We start from the raw sequence: 16,719 nt of genomic DNA on the forward strand, positions 1-16,719 counted from the left end.
GGAGGGGATGAGAGGCGGATCCACCCCGGGGAGGAGGAACTACCACTTGCCGCTGTAGCAGTCTTGTAGCAGGCAGGTGCACTGCGGCGACGGGCTCGCTGCACATACACTCGTCGTGTCTGGTACCGAGATAGAGACCGCAGGCCGGAGAAGGGGGCACCCGAGGCCCATGAGCGACGGAATCATGAAGCGTATGGGGCTGATCTTCCGCTCCAAGGCGAACAAGGCCTTGGACCGGGCGGAGGATCCCCGTGAGACGCTCGACTACTCCTACCAGAAGCAGCTCGAACTGCTGCAGAAGGTACGGCGTGGCGTCGCGGACGTCGCGACCTCGCGCAAGCGCCTGGAACTCCAGCTGACCCAGCTCCAGCAGCAGTCCGCGAAGTACGAGGACCAGGGCCGCAAGGCGCTGTCCCTCGGCCGCGAGGACCTCGCGCGCGAGGCGCTGACCCGCCGGGCCAACATGCAGTCCCAGATCACCGACCTGGAGACGCAGTACCAGGCCCTGCAGGCCGAGGAGGAGAAGCTCACGCTCGCCTCCCAGCGGCTGCAGGCCAAGGTGGACGCCTTCCGCACCAAGAAGGAGACCATCAAGGCGACCTACACCGCGGCGCAGGCGCAGACCCGCATCGCCGAGTCCTTCTCCGGGATCTCGGAGGAGATGGGCGACGTCGGCCTGGCCATCCAGCGGGCCGAGGACAAGACCGCGCAGATGCAGGCCCGCGCCGGTGCGATCGACGAGCTGCTGGCGTCCGGCGCGCTCGACGACGCGAGCGGCCTCGGCCGCAAGGACGACATCGAGGCGGAGCTGGAGCGGGTGGCCGGCGGCACCGACGTCGAGCTGGAGCTGGCCCGGATGAAGGCCGAGCTGGCGGGCCCGTCCTCCGGTCCGGCCGCGATCGAGCAGGGCCGTCCGCAGCAGCCGGAGGCCCACCCGCAGCAGGACACCCCGCGCATCAACTACAACAAGTGATCTGAGCTCCACCCCCACGAAGCAGGGAGACGCACGGCATGATCATGAGGGTCATGGGTGAGGGGCAGTACGAGGTGGGCGACGCCCACCTGAACCTGCTCAACGAGCTCGACGCCGAGCTCGTCACCGCAGTGGAGTCGGGGGACGAGGAGCTCTTCCGCCGGGCGTACGGCAAGCTGCTGGAGGCGGTGAAGCGGTTCGGCACCCCGGTGCCGCTGGACTCGCTGGAGCCGTCCGAGCTGATCCTGCCGAGCGCCGAGGCGACGATCCACGAGGTCCGCGAACTGCTGATGGCCGACGGCGAGGGCGTGATCCCGGGCTACCCCGAGTAGCCTCGCCGCAGGTCCGGTGCCAGACGAAAGGGCGGGCCCCCTCCGTTGGGAGGGGGCCCGCCCTTCGCGTGCGCCCGGCGGCCCGCTCCCCGCGGGCCGCCGGCCGGCTACGGCAGGGCCAGCATGCGGTCCAGCGCGGCCTTGGCGTACTTCTCGGTCTCCGGGTCGACGGTGATCACGTTCGGCACCCGGCCCTCGACCAGCGACTCCAGCGCCCAGACGAGGTGCGGCAGGTCGATCCGGTTCATGGTGGAGCAGAAGCAGACCGTCCGGTCCAGGAAGACGACCTCCTTGTCCGGGTGCGCCTTGGCGAGGCGGCGGACGAGGTTCAGTTCGGTGCCGATGGCCCACTTGGAGCCGGGCTCGGCGGCGTCCAGGGCCTTGATGATGTACTCGGTCGAGCCCACCATGTCGGCGGCCTCGACGACCTCGTGCCGGCACTCGGGGTGGACCAGCACGGTGACGCCGGGGATCCGCTCGCGCACGTCGTTCACGGAGTCCAGGTTGAACCGGCCGTGCACCGAGCAGTGGCCGCGCCAGAGGATCATCTTGGCGTTGCGCAGCTGCTCGACGGTCAGGCCGCCGTTGGGCTTGTGCGGGTTGTACAGGACGCAGTCGTCCAGCGAGAGGCCCATCTCGCGCACCGCGGTGTTGCGGCCCAGGTGCTGGTCGGGGAGGAAGAGCACCTTCTGGCCCTGCTCGAAGGCCCACTCCAGGGCGCGTCGGGCGTTGGAGGAGGTGCAGATGGTGCCGCCGTGCCGGCCGGTGAAGGCCTTGATGTCGGCGGAGGAGTTCATGTACGAGACCGGGACGGTCACGTCGGCTATGCCGGCGTCGGTGAGCACGTCCCAGCACTCGGCGACCTGCTCGGCGGTGGCCATGTCGGCCATCGAACAGCCGGCCGCGAGGTCCGGCAGGACGACCTGCTGGGCCTCGGTGGTGAGGATGTCCGCGGACTCGGCCATGAAGTGCACGCCGCAGAAGACGATGTACTCGGCTTCCGGGCGGGCCGCGGCGTCGCGCGCGAGCTTGAAGGAGTCGCCGGTGACGTCGGCGAACTCGATCACCTCGTCGCGCTGGTAGTGGTGGCCGAGGATGAAGACGCGGTCGCCGAGCGCGGCCTTGGCCGCGCGGGCGCGCTCGACGAGGTTCGGGTCGGAGGCCGGGGGGAGGTCGCCGGGGCAGTCGACGCCGCGCTCGCTGTTCGGGTCGGCCTCACGGCCGAGCAGCAGCAGAGCGAGCGGCGTCGGAGCGGGGTCGACGCCGTGGGTCTCGGTGATGGTGGTGGTCACGGGCGGGTGCCCTTCTGTGCGGCCGATCAAGCGGTGAAGCCTTTTCGTCTATCTGACACTATCTATGATAACCGGTTAGCGTCAGAGTGACGATGGCCATCCTGTCGATGTGACGAGAACCGCTCGCCGGATCGGACCCTTCCCGGCGTGGCCGAATCGGTGGCGGCACCGGTCGGGGGTATGGGTTGGGGCCATGAAGGCAATCGCGATCAACCGCTACGGCGGCCCCGAGGTGGTCGAGTACACCGAGCTGCCCGACCCGAAGGTCGGCCCGGACTCCGTCCTGGTCCAGGTGCGCGCGGCCGGGGTGAACCCGGTGGACTGGAAGGTCCGCGAGGGCGCCCTGGACGGCCTGCTGGACGCGCACTTCCCGATGGTCATGGGCTGGGACGCGGCCGGCGTGGTCCGTGCGGTGGGCGGCGGCGTGACCGAGTTCGCGCCGGGGGACGAGGTGTACGGCTACGTGCGCAAGGACGCGGTGGAGCACGGCACCTACGCCGAGCTGGTCGCCGCCCCGGTCCGCACCCTCGCCCGCAAGCCGGCCGCACTGGACTGGGCGCAGGCCGGCGGCCTGCCGCTGGCCGGGCTGACCGCGCTGCAGGCGCTGCGGGCCCTGCGGCTGCGCGAGGGGGAGACGCTGCTGGTGCACGCCGCGGCCGGCGGTGTCGGCCACCTGGCCGTCCAGCTGGTCCGGGCCCGGGGCGCCCGGGTGATCGGCACCGCGGCCGAGCGCAACCACGACTACCTGCGCGGCCTCGGCGCCGAACCGGTGACCTACGGCGAGGGCCTGGCCGACCGGGTCCGGGAGCTCGCCCCGGGCGGCGTGGACGCGGCCCTGGACCTGGTCGGCGGCGGCGCGGTGCAGGTCTCGGCGGGCCTGGTCGCGGATCCGGGCCGGATCGCCTCGACCGCGGACTTCGGGGTGAAGGCGCTCGGCGGCCACTACGTCTGGGTCCGCCCGGACCGGGAGGGCCTGGCGGAACTGGCCGCGCTCGCCGACGACGGCCGGCTGACGGTGACCGTCGCCTCGACCTTCCCGCTGGCCCAGGCGGCCTCCGCCCAGGCGCTCGGCGCGGAGGGCCGCACCCGCGGCAAGATCGTCCTGCTGGTCGACTGACGGCGGACGGCCGGCCGACCCGGGGCCGTCATCCGATCGCGGTGAACCCGCTGCCGAGATCCGCCAGAATGGTGGCGAACCGTTTCAGCAGTGACGGATGACGGCGGCGCCGCCCTGTCGGCCCCGCCGCCGGCCACCGTACGACCCGTGGAGCACCGCACCGATGACCAGCAGCCGAGCGCACGAGGTGATCGGGGCCGATCTCGACGAGACCGACCGGCTCCTGCTCGCCCGACTCGGCAGCGACGGCCGCGCCTCCTACGCCGAGATCGGCCTGCAGGTGAACCTCTCCGCCACCGCCGTGCGCCGCCGGATCGACCGGCTGCGGGCGCGCGGCGTGGTGCGCGGCTTCACCGTCGTGCTCGACCCCTCGGTGCTCGGCTGGCAGACCGAGGCCTTCGTCGAGGTCTACTGCCGCGAGCGGACCGCCCCCGAGGAGATCCTCGCCAGCCTGCGGCAGTTCCCCGAGGTCGTCGCCGCCTGGACGGTCACCGGCGACCCGGACGCCCTGGTGCACCTGCGCGCCGCCGACATGCGCCACCTGGAGGCCGTCATCGAGCGCATCCGGCGCGAGCCCGGCGTCCAGCGCAGCCGCTCCTCCGTCGTCCTATCCCAGCTCATCGGCTGAAACCCGTCCGGCGGTAACGGCACACCGCGCAGGAAACCTGCGCCGACCGGCCCGAAGACGCCCGAAACCTGCCTGACCAGCCGCGTTCCGACGCGCGGCGAAGCCCTCCGGCTGCCTACGCTGATCACGTCCGGCCAACGCGGTGAACCGTCCCGCCGACCGGACACGATCCACAACACCCCCGCACCCCCACTGCCGAGAGGGACAGCCGTGTCCGCAGCCCCCGACCGCATGCACCGGCCCGACAACGAACTGGTCGACCTGGTTTTCGACTACATGCGGGACCGGCTGCAGTACGACCCCGTCCCCCTCGACCACCCCGGTGACGGCGAGCACCTGCGCACCCAGCTGGCCGGCCTGCTCAACGAGCACGGCAACAGCCCGGCCGACGTGCTCAAGCTCTACGACCACGAGCTGTCCCGCGCGGTGATCTCCGCGGACAGCCCGCGCTACCTGTCGTTCATCCCGTGCGCCCCGACCAAGGCCGCGCTGCTCTTCGACATGGTGGTCTCCTGCGCCTCCCTGCAGGGCATCTCCTGGCTGGAGGCGGCCGGCGCGATCGCCGCCGAGAACCAGGTGCTGCGCCTGATCGCCGACCGCGCGGGCATGCCCGCCTCGGCCGGCGGCACCTTCGTCTCCGGCGGCTCCGCGGGCAACCTCTCCGCCCTCGTCGTCGCCCGTGACACCGCCCGCCGCCGGCTCGGCGTCGGCCCCGAGGCGCGCCTGCGGATAGCCGTCGCCGACCAGGTCCACTCCTCGGTCAAGAACACCTTCAACATCATCGGCGTCGAGGCCTTCAAGGTCCCGACCGTCGACCGCCGCTTCACCGGCGAGGCGCTGCGCGCCGCCCTGGCCGCCGACCCCCACCCGGAGACGGTCATCGCCGTCGTCGGCACCGCCGGCACCACCAACGAGGGCATCGTCGACGACCTCGCCGGCCTCGCCGAGGTCGCCCGCGAGCGCGACCTGTGGTTCCACGTGGACGGCGCCTACGGCGGCGCGGGCCTGTTCGCCCCCTCCGTCCGCGAGCGCTACAACGGCATCGAGCACGCCGACTCCTTCGTCGTCGACCCGCACAAGTGGCTGTTCGCGCCCTTCGACTGCGCGGCGCTGGTCTACCGCAACCCGCAGCTCGCCCGCGCCGTGCACACCCAGGACGCCTCCTACCTCGACGTCCTGCACACCGAGGGCGACGAGTGGAACCCCACCGACTACGCCTACCACCTCACCCGGCGCGCCCGCGGCCTGCCGCTCTGGTTCTCGCTGGCCGTCCACGGCACCCAGGCCTACACCGACGCCATCGAGACCGGCCTCCAGCTCGCCCGGGACACCGCCCAGCTGATCCGCGAGACCGAGCACCTGGAGCTGCTGTTCGACCCGCAGCTCTCGGCCGTCTGCTTCAAGCGCACCGGCTGGACGAACGAGGACTACTACCGCTGGTCCCAGCAGCTCCTCGCCGACCAGATCGGCTTCGTCACCCCGACCGGCTGGGACGGCGAGACGGTCGCCCGCTTCGCCTTCCTGCACCCGGGCACCACCATGGAGATGGTCCGGGAGATCCTGGCCACCATGGCCTGAGTCCGGGCCGACGCTCCTGACGGGACCCCCGCCGCACCCCGCGGCGGGGGTCCCGTCGTGCCCGGGCCGTGGCCGCGGCGCCCGCGGGCCGCCCGCACCCGGCCGCCCGGACCCGGCCGCCCGGACTCACAGGAAGGAGCCGCTCGGCAGGTACGGCGCCGGCGGCCGCATCCCGCGCAGCCCGAGGAAGCCGCGCCCGCGCACGGCCAGCCCCACCTCCAGGCCGACGTCCAGGGCCCACTCCTGCTCGGCGGTGACGAAGTCCACCCGCGCCTCGACCCCGTCCGGCACCCGGGCCAGCGCCTCGCGCAGCAGCCGGGCGGCGATCCGCTTGGTGGTGGCCGCCAACAGCCGCACGGCGCCGCCGTCCCGGTAGCAGTAGCCGCTGCCGGCCAGCGAGTCGGCGATCAGCAGCTCCTCGAAGTGGCCCAGCATCAGCTCGTGGTCCGGCCCGTGCGCCGAGCCGCGCAGCCGCCGGTCCACCGAGTCCAGCAGGTGCCGGTGGGTGGCGTTGCCGCGGTGCACCGGGATGTCCCCCGGGTCGATCAGCCCGGCCCGGTCCACCCGCCCGGCCAGCCGCATCGCCGGGTGCAGGGTGAACCCCGCCAGCCGGTAGCGCCGCACCGCCGCCGGGGAGTCGGGGGCGCAGACCATCCCGCGCAGGCAGCCCCCGGCGTGCGCCGCCGCCCGCTCCAGCAGCAGCAGGCCCACGCCCTTGCCCTGCGCCTGCGGACGGACCGCGAACAGGGACGGCATCCACAGGCCCTCGCGGCGCAGCGACAGCACCGCCCCGACCGGCTCCCCGCCGCTCTCCGCCAGCCAGCAGCCGCCCGGATCGGTGCGGGCCAGGTGCCTGGTCCCGGCCAGCTGCAGCGGGGTCGGCGCGGCGGCGGTGCCGGGCTCGGACGGATCGGCGGACGCGGCGGCGGAGACGTCCTGGACGGCCTCCGCGTCGGCGGCGGTGTCCCTGACCGGGCGCAGGATCATGGCCACCATCCTGGCGCCCGGCGGGCCGCCGCGGGGCCCGTTCAACCGGATCCGCAGCTCGGGGCGGTGCCCGGTCCTCCCGGGTTGTGCGAGCATGGGGAGCGCATGGGACGCGGGTGGCACACCCGGTCCACGGAAATTCCGCCGCCGACAGGCCTGCGAAAACGACCTCCGTCCGGGAAATGAATCCGGGCGGCCGTTGGTTGGCACTGGCGGCAGACCGTCGTCAAAGACCGGGAGAAAGCAGATGACCGTCCAGGACGAGACCACCGTCGAGAGTGGCATCCTCCTCACCGATGCCGCCGCGGCCAAGGTCAAGGGCCTGCTGGAGCAGGAAGGCCGCGACGACCTCGCGCTGCGCGTCGCCGTCCAGCCCGGTGGCTGCTCCGGCCTGCGTTACCAGCTGTTCTTCGACGAGCGCTCGCTCGACGGCGACGTGCTCAAGGACTTCGACGGTGTGAAGGTCGTCACCGACCGCATGAGCGCCCCGTACCTGGGCGGCGCCACCGTCGACTTCGTCGACACCATCGAGAAGCAGGGCTTCACGATCGACAACCCGAACGCCACCGGCTCCTGCGCCTGCGGCGACTCGTTCAGCTAGGCCCGCCGCTCCGTCGAGCAGCACGGCACGCGTGAAGGCGGCCCCGGGGATCCCTCCCCGGGGCCGCCTTCGCGTCGCACCGGCCCGTCCGGCCGCGGGCCGGCCCTACCGCCCGGCGACGTCCGGTGTGACCGGGTCCGGTCCGATGTGCGGATCGGCGTCCAGCGGCACCTCCTGGCCGGACGACTGGTCGGTCACCGTCCGCCCGGTCAGCGGCGACCGCAGGTCCGTGGAGACCGACTGCCGCTTGGCCAGCGCGTTGCAGACCTGCCCGGGCGTCATCGGCGCCGCCACCACCACGCGGACGTCGACCCGGCCCGGGTGCGACTCGTCCGCCTTCAGCCCGTACTGCTGGCAGACCCCGCCGAAGAAGTACACGGTCAGCTTGGTGCCGCCGTCCACCCGGTAGGAGACGGCCGGCCGGGCGCCCGCCGTCCCGTTCGGGTTCGGCTCGCCCACCGCGATCCCGTTGCCCGGGGGAGTGCCCGGGGTGGCGGTCGCGGAGGGCTGCGAGGGGGCCGGGGCCGCACCGGTCGGCTGCGGGGCCGGGCTGGCCGGGACGGGCGCGGTGACCGGGGCGGAGGAGGGCGGGGTGGCGTCCGGCGTGGGGGCCTGCGGGGAGGCCGTCGGGCCGGGCGAGGCGGACCCGGAGGCCGATGCCGAGGCCGTGGCGCCGGCCGGTGCCGCGTCCGAGGCCGACTTGCCGTCGCCGTTGCACCCGGTCACCGTGACCGCCGCCGCCAGGGCCAGACCCGCCAGGGCCATCGCCCGCCGACCGCGCCGGGGCGTCGTCTCCAGATCCATCTGCACATCCTCCCGAGAGCTGGGCGGCTCCGGCCGCTCGGCCGCTCCGCGCGGATGTGACGTGTCCCGGGCCGATCCGGTTCCGCCCCGCCCCGCCCGTCACGGGGGAGCGGGGACGGGCGGGGGATCGGGCCGCCGGATCAGTTGCCGTACTCGGCCATCCCCGCGACCAGCCGCTGCGCGCCGGACGGCACCCGGATGCCGGCCCGCACGGGCGCGGTGGGCTCCGGGCCGGCCGCCAGCAGCGGCCAGAAGCGGCGCAGCCGCCGGGACGAACTCACCAGCGCGTCGAGGGTCTCGCCGTCCGCGTCGGGCCGGAGGACGGACAGCGGGAAGTGGTCGGGCATCATCGGGCATCGCTCCGATCAGGGGCCGTGGCCGCACCGCCACGGTCGACGACGGGGCCCGCCCGGCTCGGCACGGCCCCTGTCGCCGACCCTAGGCCGGGGTTCGGCCCCCCACCAGTGCTACCCGGAGGTAGTACACGTTCGACGTCAACGGGTGCCACCATGGCGGTGCGGGCGGAGCCGCTTGCGGCACTCTTGCTGCTGCCCGGCCGGGGCCCGGTACCGTGAGTGGGTTCACCCGTGCCTGCCCGTTGGCCCTGAAGCCATCCTGAGGAGACCTCCCGTGCGTATCGCCGTCGCCGGCTCGATCGCCACCGACCACCTGATGACGTTCCCCGGTCGGTTCGCCGACCAGCTCGTCGCCGAGCAGCTGCACACCGTGTCGCTGTCCTTCCTGGTCGACACCCTGGACATCCGTCGCGGCGGGGTCGCCCCGAACATCGCGTTCGGCATGGGCGTGCTCGGGCTGCGCCCGATCCTCGTCGGCGCGGCCGGCGCGGACTTCGCGGAGTACCGCAGCTGGCTGGAGCGCAACAACGTGGACTGCACCTCCGTCCACATCTCCGAGACCCGCCACACGGCCCGCTTCATGTGCACCACGGACGAGGACCACAACCAGATCGCCTCGTTCTACACCGGCGCCATGGCGGAGGCCCGCAACATCGAGCTCAAGCCGATCGCCGACCGCGTCGGCGGCCTCGACCTCGTCCTGATCGGCGCCGACGACCCGCAGGGCATGGTCCGCCACACCCAGGAGTGCCGCACCCGCGGCTACGCCTTCGCCGCCGACCCCTCCCAGCAGCTGGCCCGCCTGGAGGGCGACGACATCCGCGAGATCGTCGACGGCGCCGCGTACCTCTTCACCAACGAGTACGAGGCCGCGCTGATCGAGACCAAGACCGGCTGGGACGCGGACGAGCTGCTCACCCGGGTCGGCACCCGGGTCACCACCCTGGGCAGCAAGGGCGTGCGGATCGACCGCAAGGGCGAGGCGCCGATCCTGGTCGGCTGCGCCGCCGAGGAGGCCAAGGTCGACCCGACCGGCGTCGGCGACGCCTTCCGGGCCGGCTTCCTGACCGGCCTGTCCTGGCAGCTCGAGCTGGAGCGCGCCGCCCAGCTCGGCTGCATGCTCGCCACCCTGGTGATCGAGACCGTCGGCACCCAGGAGTACGAGCTGCGCCCGGTCGCCTTCCTGAAGCGCTTCGAGGCCGCCTACGGCGCCGAGGCCGCCGCGGACGTCCGCGCGCACCTGGTCAGGTAACCGGGCCCCTCAGGACCGGCGCACCACCAGGTAGGCCGAGCCCCGGTCGCCGCCGAAGTCGGCGGCCGGGGCCTCGCCCGCGTACTCCTGGCCGCGCATCCCGCACCAGGCCGGGATGTCCAGCCGGGCCGCCTCGTCGTCCGCCAGCACGGCGACGGTGCCGCCCGGCGGCACCTCGCCGATCCGCTTCGCCAGCTCGATCACCGGCAGCGGGCACCGCTTGCCCAGCGCGTCGAGCACGAGGGTCTCCGGCGTCCCCGCCGCCGGGTCCGCCACCGGCGCCGGCAGGTCCAGCCCGAGCGGCGCCCGCACCCCCGCGACCAGGTCCGGCAGCACGGTGAGGAAGCGCTCGACGTCCTGCTCCGACGTGCCGGTGGGCAGCGAGACCCGGACGTTGCCCTCGGTGAGCACCCCCATCGCGGCCAGCACGTGGCTCGGGGTCAGCGTCGAGGAGGTGCAGGAGGAGCCGGAGGAGACGGCGAAGCCAGCCCGGTCCAGCTCGGTGAGGAGCACCTCGCCGTCGACGTACAGGCAGGAGAAGGTGACGATGTGCGGCAGCCGCCGCACCGGGTCGCCGACCACCTCGACCTCGGGTACCAGCCGCGGCACCCGGGCCCGGATCCGCTCCACCAGCGCGTGCAGCCGGGCGTTCTCCTGCTCCGCCGCGGCCCGCACCGCCCGCAGCGAGGCGGCCGCGGCGACGATCGCCGGGACGTTCACGTAGCCCGGGACCCGCCCGCCCTCGCGCTCGTCGGCCGGCAGCGGCGAGGCGTAGCGGACGCCCTTGCGCACCGCCAGCACCCCCACCCCGGGCGGCCCGCCCCACTTGTGCGCGCTCGCGGTCAGCAGGGACCAGCCGGCGGGCACGTCCACCCGGCCCACGCTCTGCGCCGCGTCGACCAGCAGCGGGACGCCGGCCTCCCGGCAGCGGTCGGCGACCTCGCCGACCGGCTGGACGGTCCCCACCTCGTGGTTGGCGCTCTGCAGGACGGCCAGTGCGGTGTCCGCCCGCAGCAGTGCGGCGAAGGCGTCCGGGTCGACCCGTCCGGTGCGGTCCACCGGCGCCACCGAGACGGTGCCCCCCTCGGCCTCCCGGCGTTCCGCGACGTGCAGCACACTGGAGTGCTCCACCGCGGAGTGCACCAGGTGGCCGCCGCGCCGCCGGTTCCCGCCCAGCGCGCCGAGCACGCCGAGCTGCACCGCCTGCGTCCCGCTCGCGGTGAAGGAGATCTCGTCGGCCCGCGCCCCGAGGGCCTCGGCGACCGTTTCGCGGGCGGCGTCCAGCAGCATCCGGGCCTGCCGGCCGGAGCGGTACAGCCGGGCCGGGTCGGCCCAGCCCTCGTCCAGGGCGGCGGTCAGCGCCTGCCGTGCGACGGGGTGCAGGGGGGCCGTCGAGGCCGCGTCGAAGTACACGGTCACATTTAACGGCACTCCCGGGGGCGTTCCGGCGGGGCGACATCACTTACCGGCCGTCAGTCGATCACCCCGAATGTCCGCTTCGTCCGCGTCCGACGGGTCGTCACCCGGGTTGTTCGAGGTGATCCCCCGATCGGGCGTATCGACCTCGAATGCCTGCGATGACCTGCGGTGCAGCCCTTGCCGGGCCTGATCGGGCGACCGGGCGGCGCGTTACGGGGGGCTCCCCGTCAGGAGCGCATAAGGCTGGAGTAGGGTTTGGCCCGCATAAGCATTCAAACCGTGCCCGTGGACGGGTCGCCGGGGAGGCTCACAATCCTCCACGGGGCGACGCGAAGGCGGGCGAGACTTCGGGAAGGCGCTACGTGAGTCCCAACGGCTCCGACCGCTCGCCGCGGCGCACGATGCGGCGGAAGCTGCCTCAGGCGCTGGCACTGGGCCTCGTCATCGCGACCGCCACCGGCTGCTCGGCCAACGACCTCCCCAGGCTTGGCCTCCCGAGTCCCGTCACTGAGCAAGGACCCCTGGTCCTTCACATGTGGCAGGGCTCCTGGATCGCGGCACTGGTGGTCGGCGCACTGATGTGGGGTCTGATCCTCTGGAGCGTGATCTTCCACCGGCGCAAGCGCACCGGTGTGGAGGTTCCTCCGCAGACCCGGTACAACGTGCCCATCGAGGCGCTCTACACCGCGGTCCCCATCATCATCGTCTCGGTGCTCTTCTACTTCGTCGCCCGCGACGAGTCGAAGCTGATCTCCGTCTCCGAGAAGCCGCAGCACGTGGTCAACGTGGTGGGCTTCCAGTGGAGCTGGGCGTTCAACTACGAGAACACCGAGACCCCCGACCCGGCCAACAAGGACGCCGCGTACGAAGTCGGTACGCCCAAGGACGCTCCGACGCTGTGGCTGCCGGTCAACGAGACGGTGCAGTTCCGTCTCACCTCGCGTGACGTCATCCACGACTTCTGGCCCGTCAACTTCCTGATGAAGATGGACGTCGTGCCGGGCGTGGTGAACAAGTTCGAGGTCACCCCCAACGTCAAGGGCGAGTACATGGGCAAGTGTGCCGAGCTGTGTGGCACCGACCACTCGCGCATGCTGTTCAACGTCAAGGTCGTCGACCGCGCCGACTACGACAAGCACCTGGCGGAGCTGCGAGCCAAGGGCCAGAACGGCGCGGTGCCCTCCGGCGTCATCTCCATGGGAAGTGAAGACAAGTGACCATCCTCAACGAGCCCGCCGCGGCCGGCGGGGGCGCCGGGGCCGTCACGGTCGGGGCGCAGCGGACCCGGAAGCCGGGTTCGACCATCATCAAGTGGTTGACCACCACTGACCACAAGACGATCGGCACCCTGTACCTGGGCACGTCGTTCGCCTTCTTCCTGATCGGTGGCATCCTCGCCCTGGTCATGCGCGCCGAGCTGGCTCGTCCCGGGACCCAGATCCTGTCGAACGAGCAGTTCAACCAGGCGTTCACCATGCACGGCACGATCATGCTGCTGATGTTCGCGACCCCGCTGTTCGCGGGCTTCGCGAACTGGATCATGCCGCTCCAGATCGGCGCTCCGGACGTGGCGTTCCCGCGTCTGAACATGTTCGCGTACTGGCTGTACCTCTTCGGCTCCGTCATCGCGGTGGCCGGCTTCGTCACCCCGAACGGCGCCGCCAGCTTCGGCTGGTTCGCCTACTCGCCGCTGTCGGACGCCGTCCACTCGCCGGGTGTCGGTGGCGATATGTGGATCATGGGCCTGGCCTTCTCCGGCTTCGGCACGATCCTCGGTGCGGTCAACTTCATCACCACGATCATCTGCATGCGCGCCCCCGGCATGACGATGTTCCGGATGTCGATCTTCGTCTGGAACGTCCTGCTGACCGCCGTGCTGGTCCTGCTGGCCTTCCCGGTCCTGGCCGCCGCGCTGTTCGCCCTGGAGGCGGACCGCAAGTTCGGGGCGCACGTCTTCGACCCGACCAACGGCGGGGCGCTGCTGTGGCAGCACCTGTTCTGGTTCTTCGGTCACCCCGAGGTGTACATCATCGCGCTGCCGTTCTTCGGCATCGTGTCGGAGATCATCCCGGTCTTCAGCCGCAAGCCGATGTTCGGCTACTCCGGCCTGATCGCGGCCACCATCGCGATCGCCGGTCTGTCCGTGACGGTGTGGGCGCACCACATGTACGTCACCGGCCAGGTGCTGCTGCCGTTCTTCTCCTTCATGACCTTCCTGATCGCGGTCCCGACCGGTGTGAAGTTCTTCAACTGGGTCGGCACCATGTGGAAGGGCTCGCTGAGCTTCGAGACGCCGATGCTGTGGACGGTCGGCTTCCTGGTCACCTTCCTCTTCGGTGGTCTGACCGGTGTCCTGCTGGCCTCGCCGCCGATCGACTTCCACGTCTCGGACTCGTACTTCGTCGTCGCCCACTTCCACTACGTGGTGTTCGGCACCGTCGTCTTCGCGATGTTCGCCGGCTTCCACTTCTGGTGGCCGAAGATGACCGGCAAGATGCTCGACGAGCGCCTCGGCCGGATGACCTTCTGGACGCTGTTCATCGGCTTCCACACCACCTTCCTGGTGCAGCACTGGCTCGGCGCGGAGGGCATGCCCCGCCGCTACGCGGACTACCTGGCCTCGGACGGCTTCACCACGCTGAACACCGTCTCGACCATCGGTTCGTTCATCCTCGGCCTGTCGATCCTGCCGTTCATCTACAACGTGTGGAAGACGGCCAAGTACGGCGAGAAGGTCGAGGTCGACGACCCGTGGGGCTACGGCCGCTCGCTGGAGTGGGCGACCTCCTGCCCGCCGCCGCGGCACAACTTCCTCACGCTGCCGCGGATCCGTTCCGAATCGCCGGCCTTCGACCTCCACCACCCGGAGATCGCCGCGCTGGACTACCTCGAGAACCACGGTGAGCCTGCCAAGCACCTCGCCGGCGTGACCCCGGCGAAGTACGACGCCCCGAAGCTGGACAAGGGCAAGAAGGAGGGCGACGCCTGATGAAGGAACAGGGAAAGATCTTCCTCGGCCTCGCGGTCTTCGTCCTGGCGATGGCCATCACCTACGGCCTGTGGACCAACCACTCGGACCTGGGCATCGAGGCGGCCGGCACCACCGCGCTGTTCCTGGCCTTCGCCCTCTGCGCCTTCATCGGGTACTACCTGGCCTTCACCGCCCGCCGGGTGGACAGCGGCGCGGGTGACAACCCCGAGGCCGAGGTCGCGGACGACGCCGGCGAGCTGGGCTTCTTCGCCCCGCACAGCTGGCAGCCGCTCTCGCTGGCGATCGGTGGCGCGCTCGCGTTCATGGGCGTGATCTTCGGCTGGTGGCTGATGTTCTGGGCGCTGCCGGTGATCCTGGTCGGCCTCTTCGGCTGGGTCTTCGAGTTCTACCGGGGCGAGAACCAGAACCAGTAGTCCTCCGGTTCGAGCCACGCACACCAGGGCCGCTCCTCCCGCACGGGGGGAGCGGCCCCGTTGCGTCCCCGGGGTGACGGACTCACTCACCCGGGCGAACCCGGGGTCGCTCGGATGTCGCTTCTCCGGACGCCGTTCCTACGATCTGATCAATCGTGCGAACCCCGGAGGCGGTCATGCCCGACAGGCGCGGAATCGCAGGCATCGGCGGCATCTCGCTGGCCCTCGCAGTGCTGGCCCCGCTGGCCGCCTGCTCGTCCGGCGACGAGGAGGCGGTCGGCCCCCATCGGATCGACGCGGCCCCGCTGGTCCACCTCTCGGCCGAGGGCAAGGTCGACCCGTCCCAGCCCGTCACCGTCACCGCGGTGGACGGCAGCCGGCTCACCGACGTCACCGTGGTCGGCCCGGACGGGCGGGTGGTGGCCGGGCAGCTCGCCGAGGACCAGCGCAGCTGGCGGACCACCGGCCGGCTCAAGGCCGCCACCGACTACTCGGTGCGGATCGCCGCCGACGACGGCAAGGGCGGCCGCGGCGACACCACCGCGGGCTTCAGCACCCTGGCCGCCCAGCGGCTGCTGACCGCCAAGCTCGGCCCGGACTCCTCCGGCACCGGCGTCTACGGGGTGGGCCAGCCGCTCACCGTGCAGCTCTCCGAGGCCGTCAAGGACCCGCAGGCCCGTCAGGAGGTCGAGCGCCTGCTGACGGTCACCTCCCAGCCCGCCGTCACCGGCGCCTGGTACTGGGTGGACGACAAGAACCTGCACTTCCGCCCGCAGGAGTACTGGCCGGCCGGGACCACCGTCTCGCTGGCCTTCGACGCCACCGGCAGCCGCATCGCCGACGGCCTCTACGGCGGCGACCGCAGCACGCTGCGGCTGCGGATCGGCGAGCGGGTCGAGTCGGTGGTCGACGCGGCCGCCCACGAGCTCACCCTCAAGAGGGACGGCGAGGTGGTCCGGACGATCCCGGTGACCACCGGCAAGCCCGGCTTCGACACCCGCAACGGCGTCAAGGTGGTGCTCGGCCAGGAGCGCTCGGTCCGGATGAGCGGCGAGACGATCGGCATAGCCGCCGGCAGCTCGGAGTCCTACGACCTCAACGTGGAGTGGGCCACCCGGGTGACCTGGAGCGGCGAGTACGTCCACGCGGCGCCCTGGTCGGTCGGCTCGCAGGGCGTGGCGAACGTCAGCCACGGCTGCACCGGCATGAGCACCGACAACGCCAAGTGGTTCTACCAGAACACCCGGGTGGGGGACCTGGTGACGGTGGTGAACAGCCTCGGCGCCACCATGGAGCCGTTCGGCAACGGCTTCGGGGACTGGAACCTCACCTGGACGGACTGGGTCAAGCACAGCGCCCTCGGACAGCCCGTCAGCACCACCGAGCCGCCCGCCCAGGCGCACGCCTCCGGGATGGTCCGCCCCGAGGTCTGACCGGCCTCCGGCACGGCCCTGCGACCGGCCCTCCCGGACCCTAGGCCTCCGGGAGGGCCAGCCGCAGGGCGGTGTCCACCGCGGCCAGGGCGTCCGCGCGGGAGAGCCCCAGCCGGCTCGCCCGGTCCGCGTAGTCGGCCGCCGCCGCGGCGGCCAGCCGGTGCGCGGTGTCACCGGTGGCGGCGATCAGCGTGCCGCGCCGGCCGTGGGTCTCCACCACGCCGTCCGCCTCCAGCTCCCGGTAGGCCCGGGCCACCGTCCCGGCGGCCAGTCCGAGCTCCTCGGCCAGCGCCCGGACGGTGGGCAGCCGCAGCCCCGTGGGCAGCTCGCCGGAGCGGGCGCGCTCGGCGATCTGGGCCCGGATCTGCTCGTACGGGGGAGTGGCGGCGGCGGGGTCGACGGACAGCTGCACGGTGGCTCCTGGGGGCTGCGGACGGGTGGGGCCGGTCGGACGGGGCCGGGTGGAGGGGGCCGGTCTGACGGGGTCGGGCGGGGGACGGCAAAGCCCGAGGGCCGCCGACCAGAAGAACTCTGGTCAGCGG

17 protein-coding genes are annotated in these 16,719 nt (G+C 72.3%); 11 read left to right on the forward strand and 6 right to left on the reverse strand.

Features of this window, described 5'->3' with window-relative positions; genetic code table 11:
* The first annotated feature begins 169 nt into the window (after positions 1–169).
* Together ACFYUY_RS05925 and ACFYUY_RS05930 are read left to right on the forward strand one after the other, a co-directional pair.
* Positions 170–973 (forward strand): PspA/IM30 family protein, encoded by an 804-nt coding sequence (locus tag ACFYUY_RS05925; protein WP_360207513.1) that lies wholly within the window; start codon positions 170–172, stop codon positions 971–973.
* 38 nt (positions 974–1,011) lie between these two features.
* Positions 1,012–1,305, forward strand: coding sequence for a hypothetical protein (locus ACFYUY_RS05930; protein ID WP_387898322.1), 294 nt, complete (start codon positions 1,012–1,014; stop codon positions 1,303–1,305).
* Between the two features lie 107 nt (positions 1,306–1,412).
* Here the strand turns inward: ACFYUY_RS05930 and nadA are convergent, their stop codons facing one another.
* A complete protein-coding gene (nadA, locus tag ACFYUY_RS05935) occupies positions 1,413–2,597 on the reverse strand; it encodes a quinolinate synthase NadA (RefSeq protein WP_360207508.1) in 1,185 nt (394 codons plus the stop codon).
* A gap of 193 nt (positions 2,598–2,790) precedes the next feature.
* Here nadA and ACFYUY_RS05940 point away from each other — a divergent pair, with 193 nt between their 5' ends.
* From ACFYUY_RS05940 to ACFYUY_RS05950, 3 genes are all read left to right on the forward strand, one after another.
* Positions 2,791–3,714 carry an NADP-dependent oxidoreductase gene (locus ACFYUY_RS05940; protein WP_387898325.1) on the forward strand — a complete coding sequence of 308 codons (924 nt, stop codon included), beginning with the start codon at positions 2,791–2,793 and terminating at the stop codon, positions 3,712–3,714.
* 163 nt (positions 3,715–3,877) lie between these two features.
* The gene (locus tag ACFYUY_RS05945; RefSeq protein ID WP_360207502.1) at positions 3,878–4,342 is read left to right on the forward strand and encodes an Lrp/AsnC family transcriptional regulator; all 465 of its coding nucleotides are present in this window, start codon (positions 3,878–3,880) and stop codon (positions 4,340–4,342) included.
* A 210-nt stretch (positions 4,343–4,552) separates the two neighbouring features.
* A complete protein-coding gene (locus ACFYUY_RS05950) occupies positions 4,553–5,920 on the forward strand; it encodes a pyridoxal phosphate-dependent decarboxylase family protein (protein ID WP_387898330.1) in 1,368 nt (455 codons plus the stop codon).
* A 126-nt stretch (positions 5,921–6,046) separates the two neighbouring features.
* Here ACFYUY_RS05950 and ACFYUY_RS05955 read toward each other — a convergent pair whose 3' ends face one another.
* Positions 6,047–6,907, reverse strand: a complete 861-nt coding sequence (locus tag ACFYUY_RS05955) for a GNAT family N-acetyltransferase (protein ID WP_360207688.1) — start codon at positions 6,905–6,907, stop codon at positions 6,047–6,049.
* A 247-nt stretch (positions 6,908–7,154) separates the two neighbouring features.
* On the opposite strand from ACFYUY_RS05955, the gene erpA reads away from it, so the two are divergent.
* Positions 7,155–7,508, forward strand: a complete 354-nt coding sequence (erpA, locus tag ACFYUY_RS05960) for an iron-sulfur cluster insertion protein ErpA (protein ID WP_030391519.1) — start codon at positions 7,155–7,157, stop codon at positions 7,506–7,508.
* A 105-nt stretch (positions 7,509–7,613) separates the two neighbouring features.
* On the opposite strand, the gene ACFYUY_RS05965 is transcribed toward erpA, so the two are convergent.
* Together ACFYUY_RS05965 and ACFYUY_RS05970 are read right to left on the reverse strand one after the other, a co-directional pair.
* Positions 7,614–8,312: a hypothetical protein gene (locus ACFYUY_RS05965; RefSeq protein WP_360207497.1), complete on the reverse strand. Its 699-nt coding sequence runs from the start codon at positions 8,310–8,312 to the stop codon at positions 7,614–7,616.
* Positions 8,313–8,452: 140 nt separating this feature from the next.
* The gene (locus ACFYUY_RS05970) at positions 8,453–8,662 is read right to left on the reverse strand and encodes a hypothetical protein (RefSeq protein WP_387898334.1); all 210 of its coding nucleotides are present in this window, start codon (positions 8,660–8,662) and stop codon (positions 8,453–8,455) included.
* Positions 8,663–8,942: 280 nt separating this feature from the next.
* On the opposite strand from ACFYUY_RS05970, the gene ACFYUY_RS05975 reads away from it, so the two are divergent.
* Positions 8,943–9,920, forward strand: a complete 978-nt coding sequence (locus ACFYUY_RS05975; RefSeq protein ID WP_360207492.1) for a carbohydrate kinase family protein — start codon at positions 8,943–8,945, stop codon at positions 9,918–9,920.
* Between the two features lie 9 nt (positions 9,921–9,929).
* Here ACFYUY_RS05975 and ACFYUY_RS05980 read toward each other — a convergent pair whose 3' ends face one another.
* Positions 9,930–11,339 (reverse strand): aminotransferase class V-fold PLP-dependent enzyme, encoded by a 1,410-nt coding sequence (locus tag ACFYUY_RS05980; protein ID WP_360207490.1) that lies wholly within the window; start codon positions 11,337–11,339, stop codon positions 9,930–9,932.
* 362 nt (positions 11,340–11,701) lie between these two features.
* On the opposite strand from ACFYUY_RS05980, the gene coxB reads away from it, so the two are divergent.
* The 4 genes from coxB (at position 11,702) to ACFYUY_RS06000 (ending at position 16,177) form a co-directional block, all read left to right on the forward strand.
* A complete protein-coding gene (gene coxB / locus ACFYUY_RS05985; protein ID WP_360207488.1) occupies positions 11,702–12,556 on the forward strand; it encodes a cytochrome c oxidase subunit II in 855 nt (284 codons plus the stop codon).
* Positions 12,553–14,328, forward strand: a complete 1,776-nt coding sequence (gene ctaD / locus ACFYUY_RS05990; protein ID WP_387898338.1) for a cytochrome c oxidase subunit I — start codon at positions 12,553–12,555, stop codon at positions 14,326–14,328. Before coxB ends, ctaD begins: the two co-directional genes overlap by 4 nt.
* Entirely contained in the window at positions 14,328–14,744 is a 417-nt protein-coding gene (locus tag ACFYUY_RS05995; protein ID WP_360207486.1) for a cytochrome c oxidase subunit 4, read from the forward strand. Before ctaD ends, ACFYUY_RS05995 begins: the two co-directional genes overlap by 1 nt.
* Positions 14,745–14,920: 176 nt before the next feature.
* A complete protein-coding gene (locus tag ACFYUY_RS06000; RefSeq protein ID WP_360207483.1) occupies positions 14,921–16,177 on the forward strand; it encodes an Ig-like domain-containing protein in 1,257 nt (418 codons plus the stop codon).
* Between the two features lie 40 nt (positions 16,178–16,217).
* Here the strand turns inward: ACFYUY_RS06000 and ACFYUY_RS06005 are convergent, their stop codons facing one another.
* Positions 16,218–16,589 (reverse strand): GntR family transcriptional regulator, encoded by a 372-nt coding sequence (locus ACFYUY_RS06005; protein WP_360207481.1) that lies wholly within the window; start codon positions 16,587–16,589, stop codon positions 16,218–16,220.
* Positions 16,590–16,719: the final 130 nt, after the last annotated feature.

Source organism: Kitasatospora sp. NPDC004745, assembly GCF_042873275.1.
Lineage (GTDB): Bacteria > Actinomycetota > Actinomycetes > Streptomycetales > Streptomycetaceae > Kitasatospora.

Coding starts and splice junctions, on each gene's coding strand:
- ACFYUY_RS05925 (WP_360207513.1), top strand. CDS start 170: ATGAGCGACGGAATCATGAAGCGTATGGGGCTGATCTTCCGCTCCAAG.
- ACFYUY_RS05930 (WP_387898322.1), top strand. CDS start 1,012: ATGATCATGAGGGTCATGGGTGAGGGGCAGTACGAGGTGGGCGACGCC.
- ACFYUY_RS05940 (WP_387898325.1), top strand. CDS start 2,791: ATGAAGGCAATCGCGATCAACCGCTACGGCGGCCCCGAGGTGGTCGAG.
- ACFYUY_RS05945 (WP_360207502.1), top strand. CDS start 3,878: ATGACCAGCAGCCGAGCGCACGAGGTGATCGGGGCCGATCTCGACGAG.
- ACFYUY_RS05955 (WP_360207688.1), bottom strand. CDS start 6,907: ATGATCCTGCGCCCGGTCAGGGACACCGCCGCCGACGCGGAGGCCGTC.
- erpA (WP_030391519.1), top strand. CDS start 7,155: ATGACCGTCCAGGACGAGACCACCGTCGAGAGTGGCATCCTCCTCACC.
- ACFYUY_RS05965 (WP_360207497.1), bottom strand. CDS start 8,312: ATGGATCTGGAGACGACGCCCCGGCGCGGTCGGCGGGCGATGGCCCTG.
- ACFYUY_RS05970 (WP_387898334.1), bottom strand. CDS start 8,662: ATGATGCCCGACCACTTCCCGCTGTCCGTCCTCCGGCCCGACGCGGAC.
- ACFYUY_RS05995 (WP_360207486.1), top strand. CDS start 14,328: ATGAAGGAACAGGGAAAGATCTTCCTCGGCCTCGCGGTCTTCGTCCTG.
- ACFYUY_RS06000 (WP_360207483.1), top strand. CDS start 14,921: ATGCCCGACAGGCGCGGAATCGCAGGCATCGGCGGCATCTCGCTGGCC.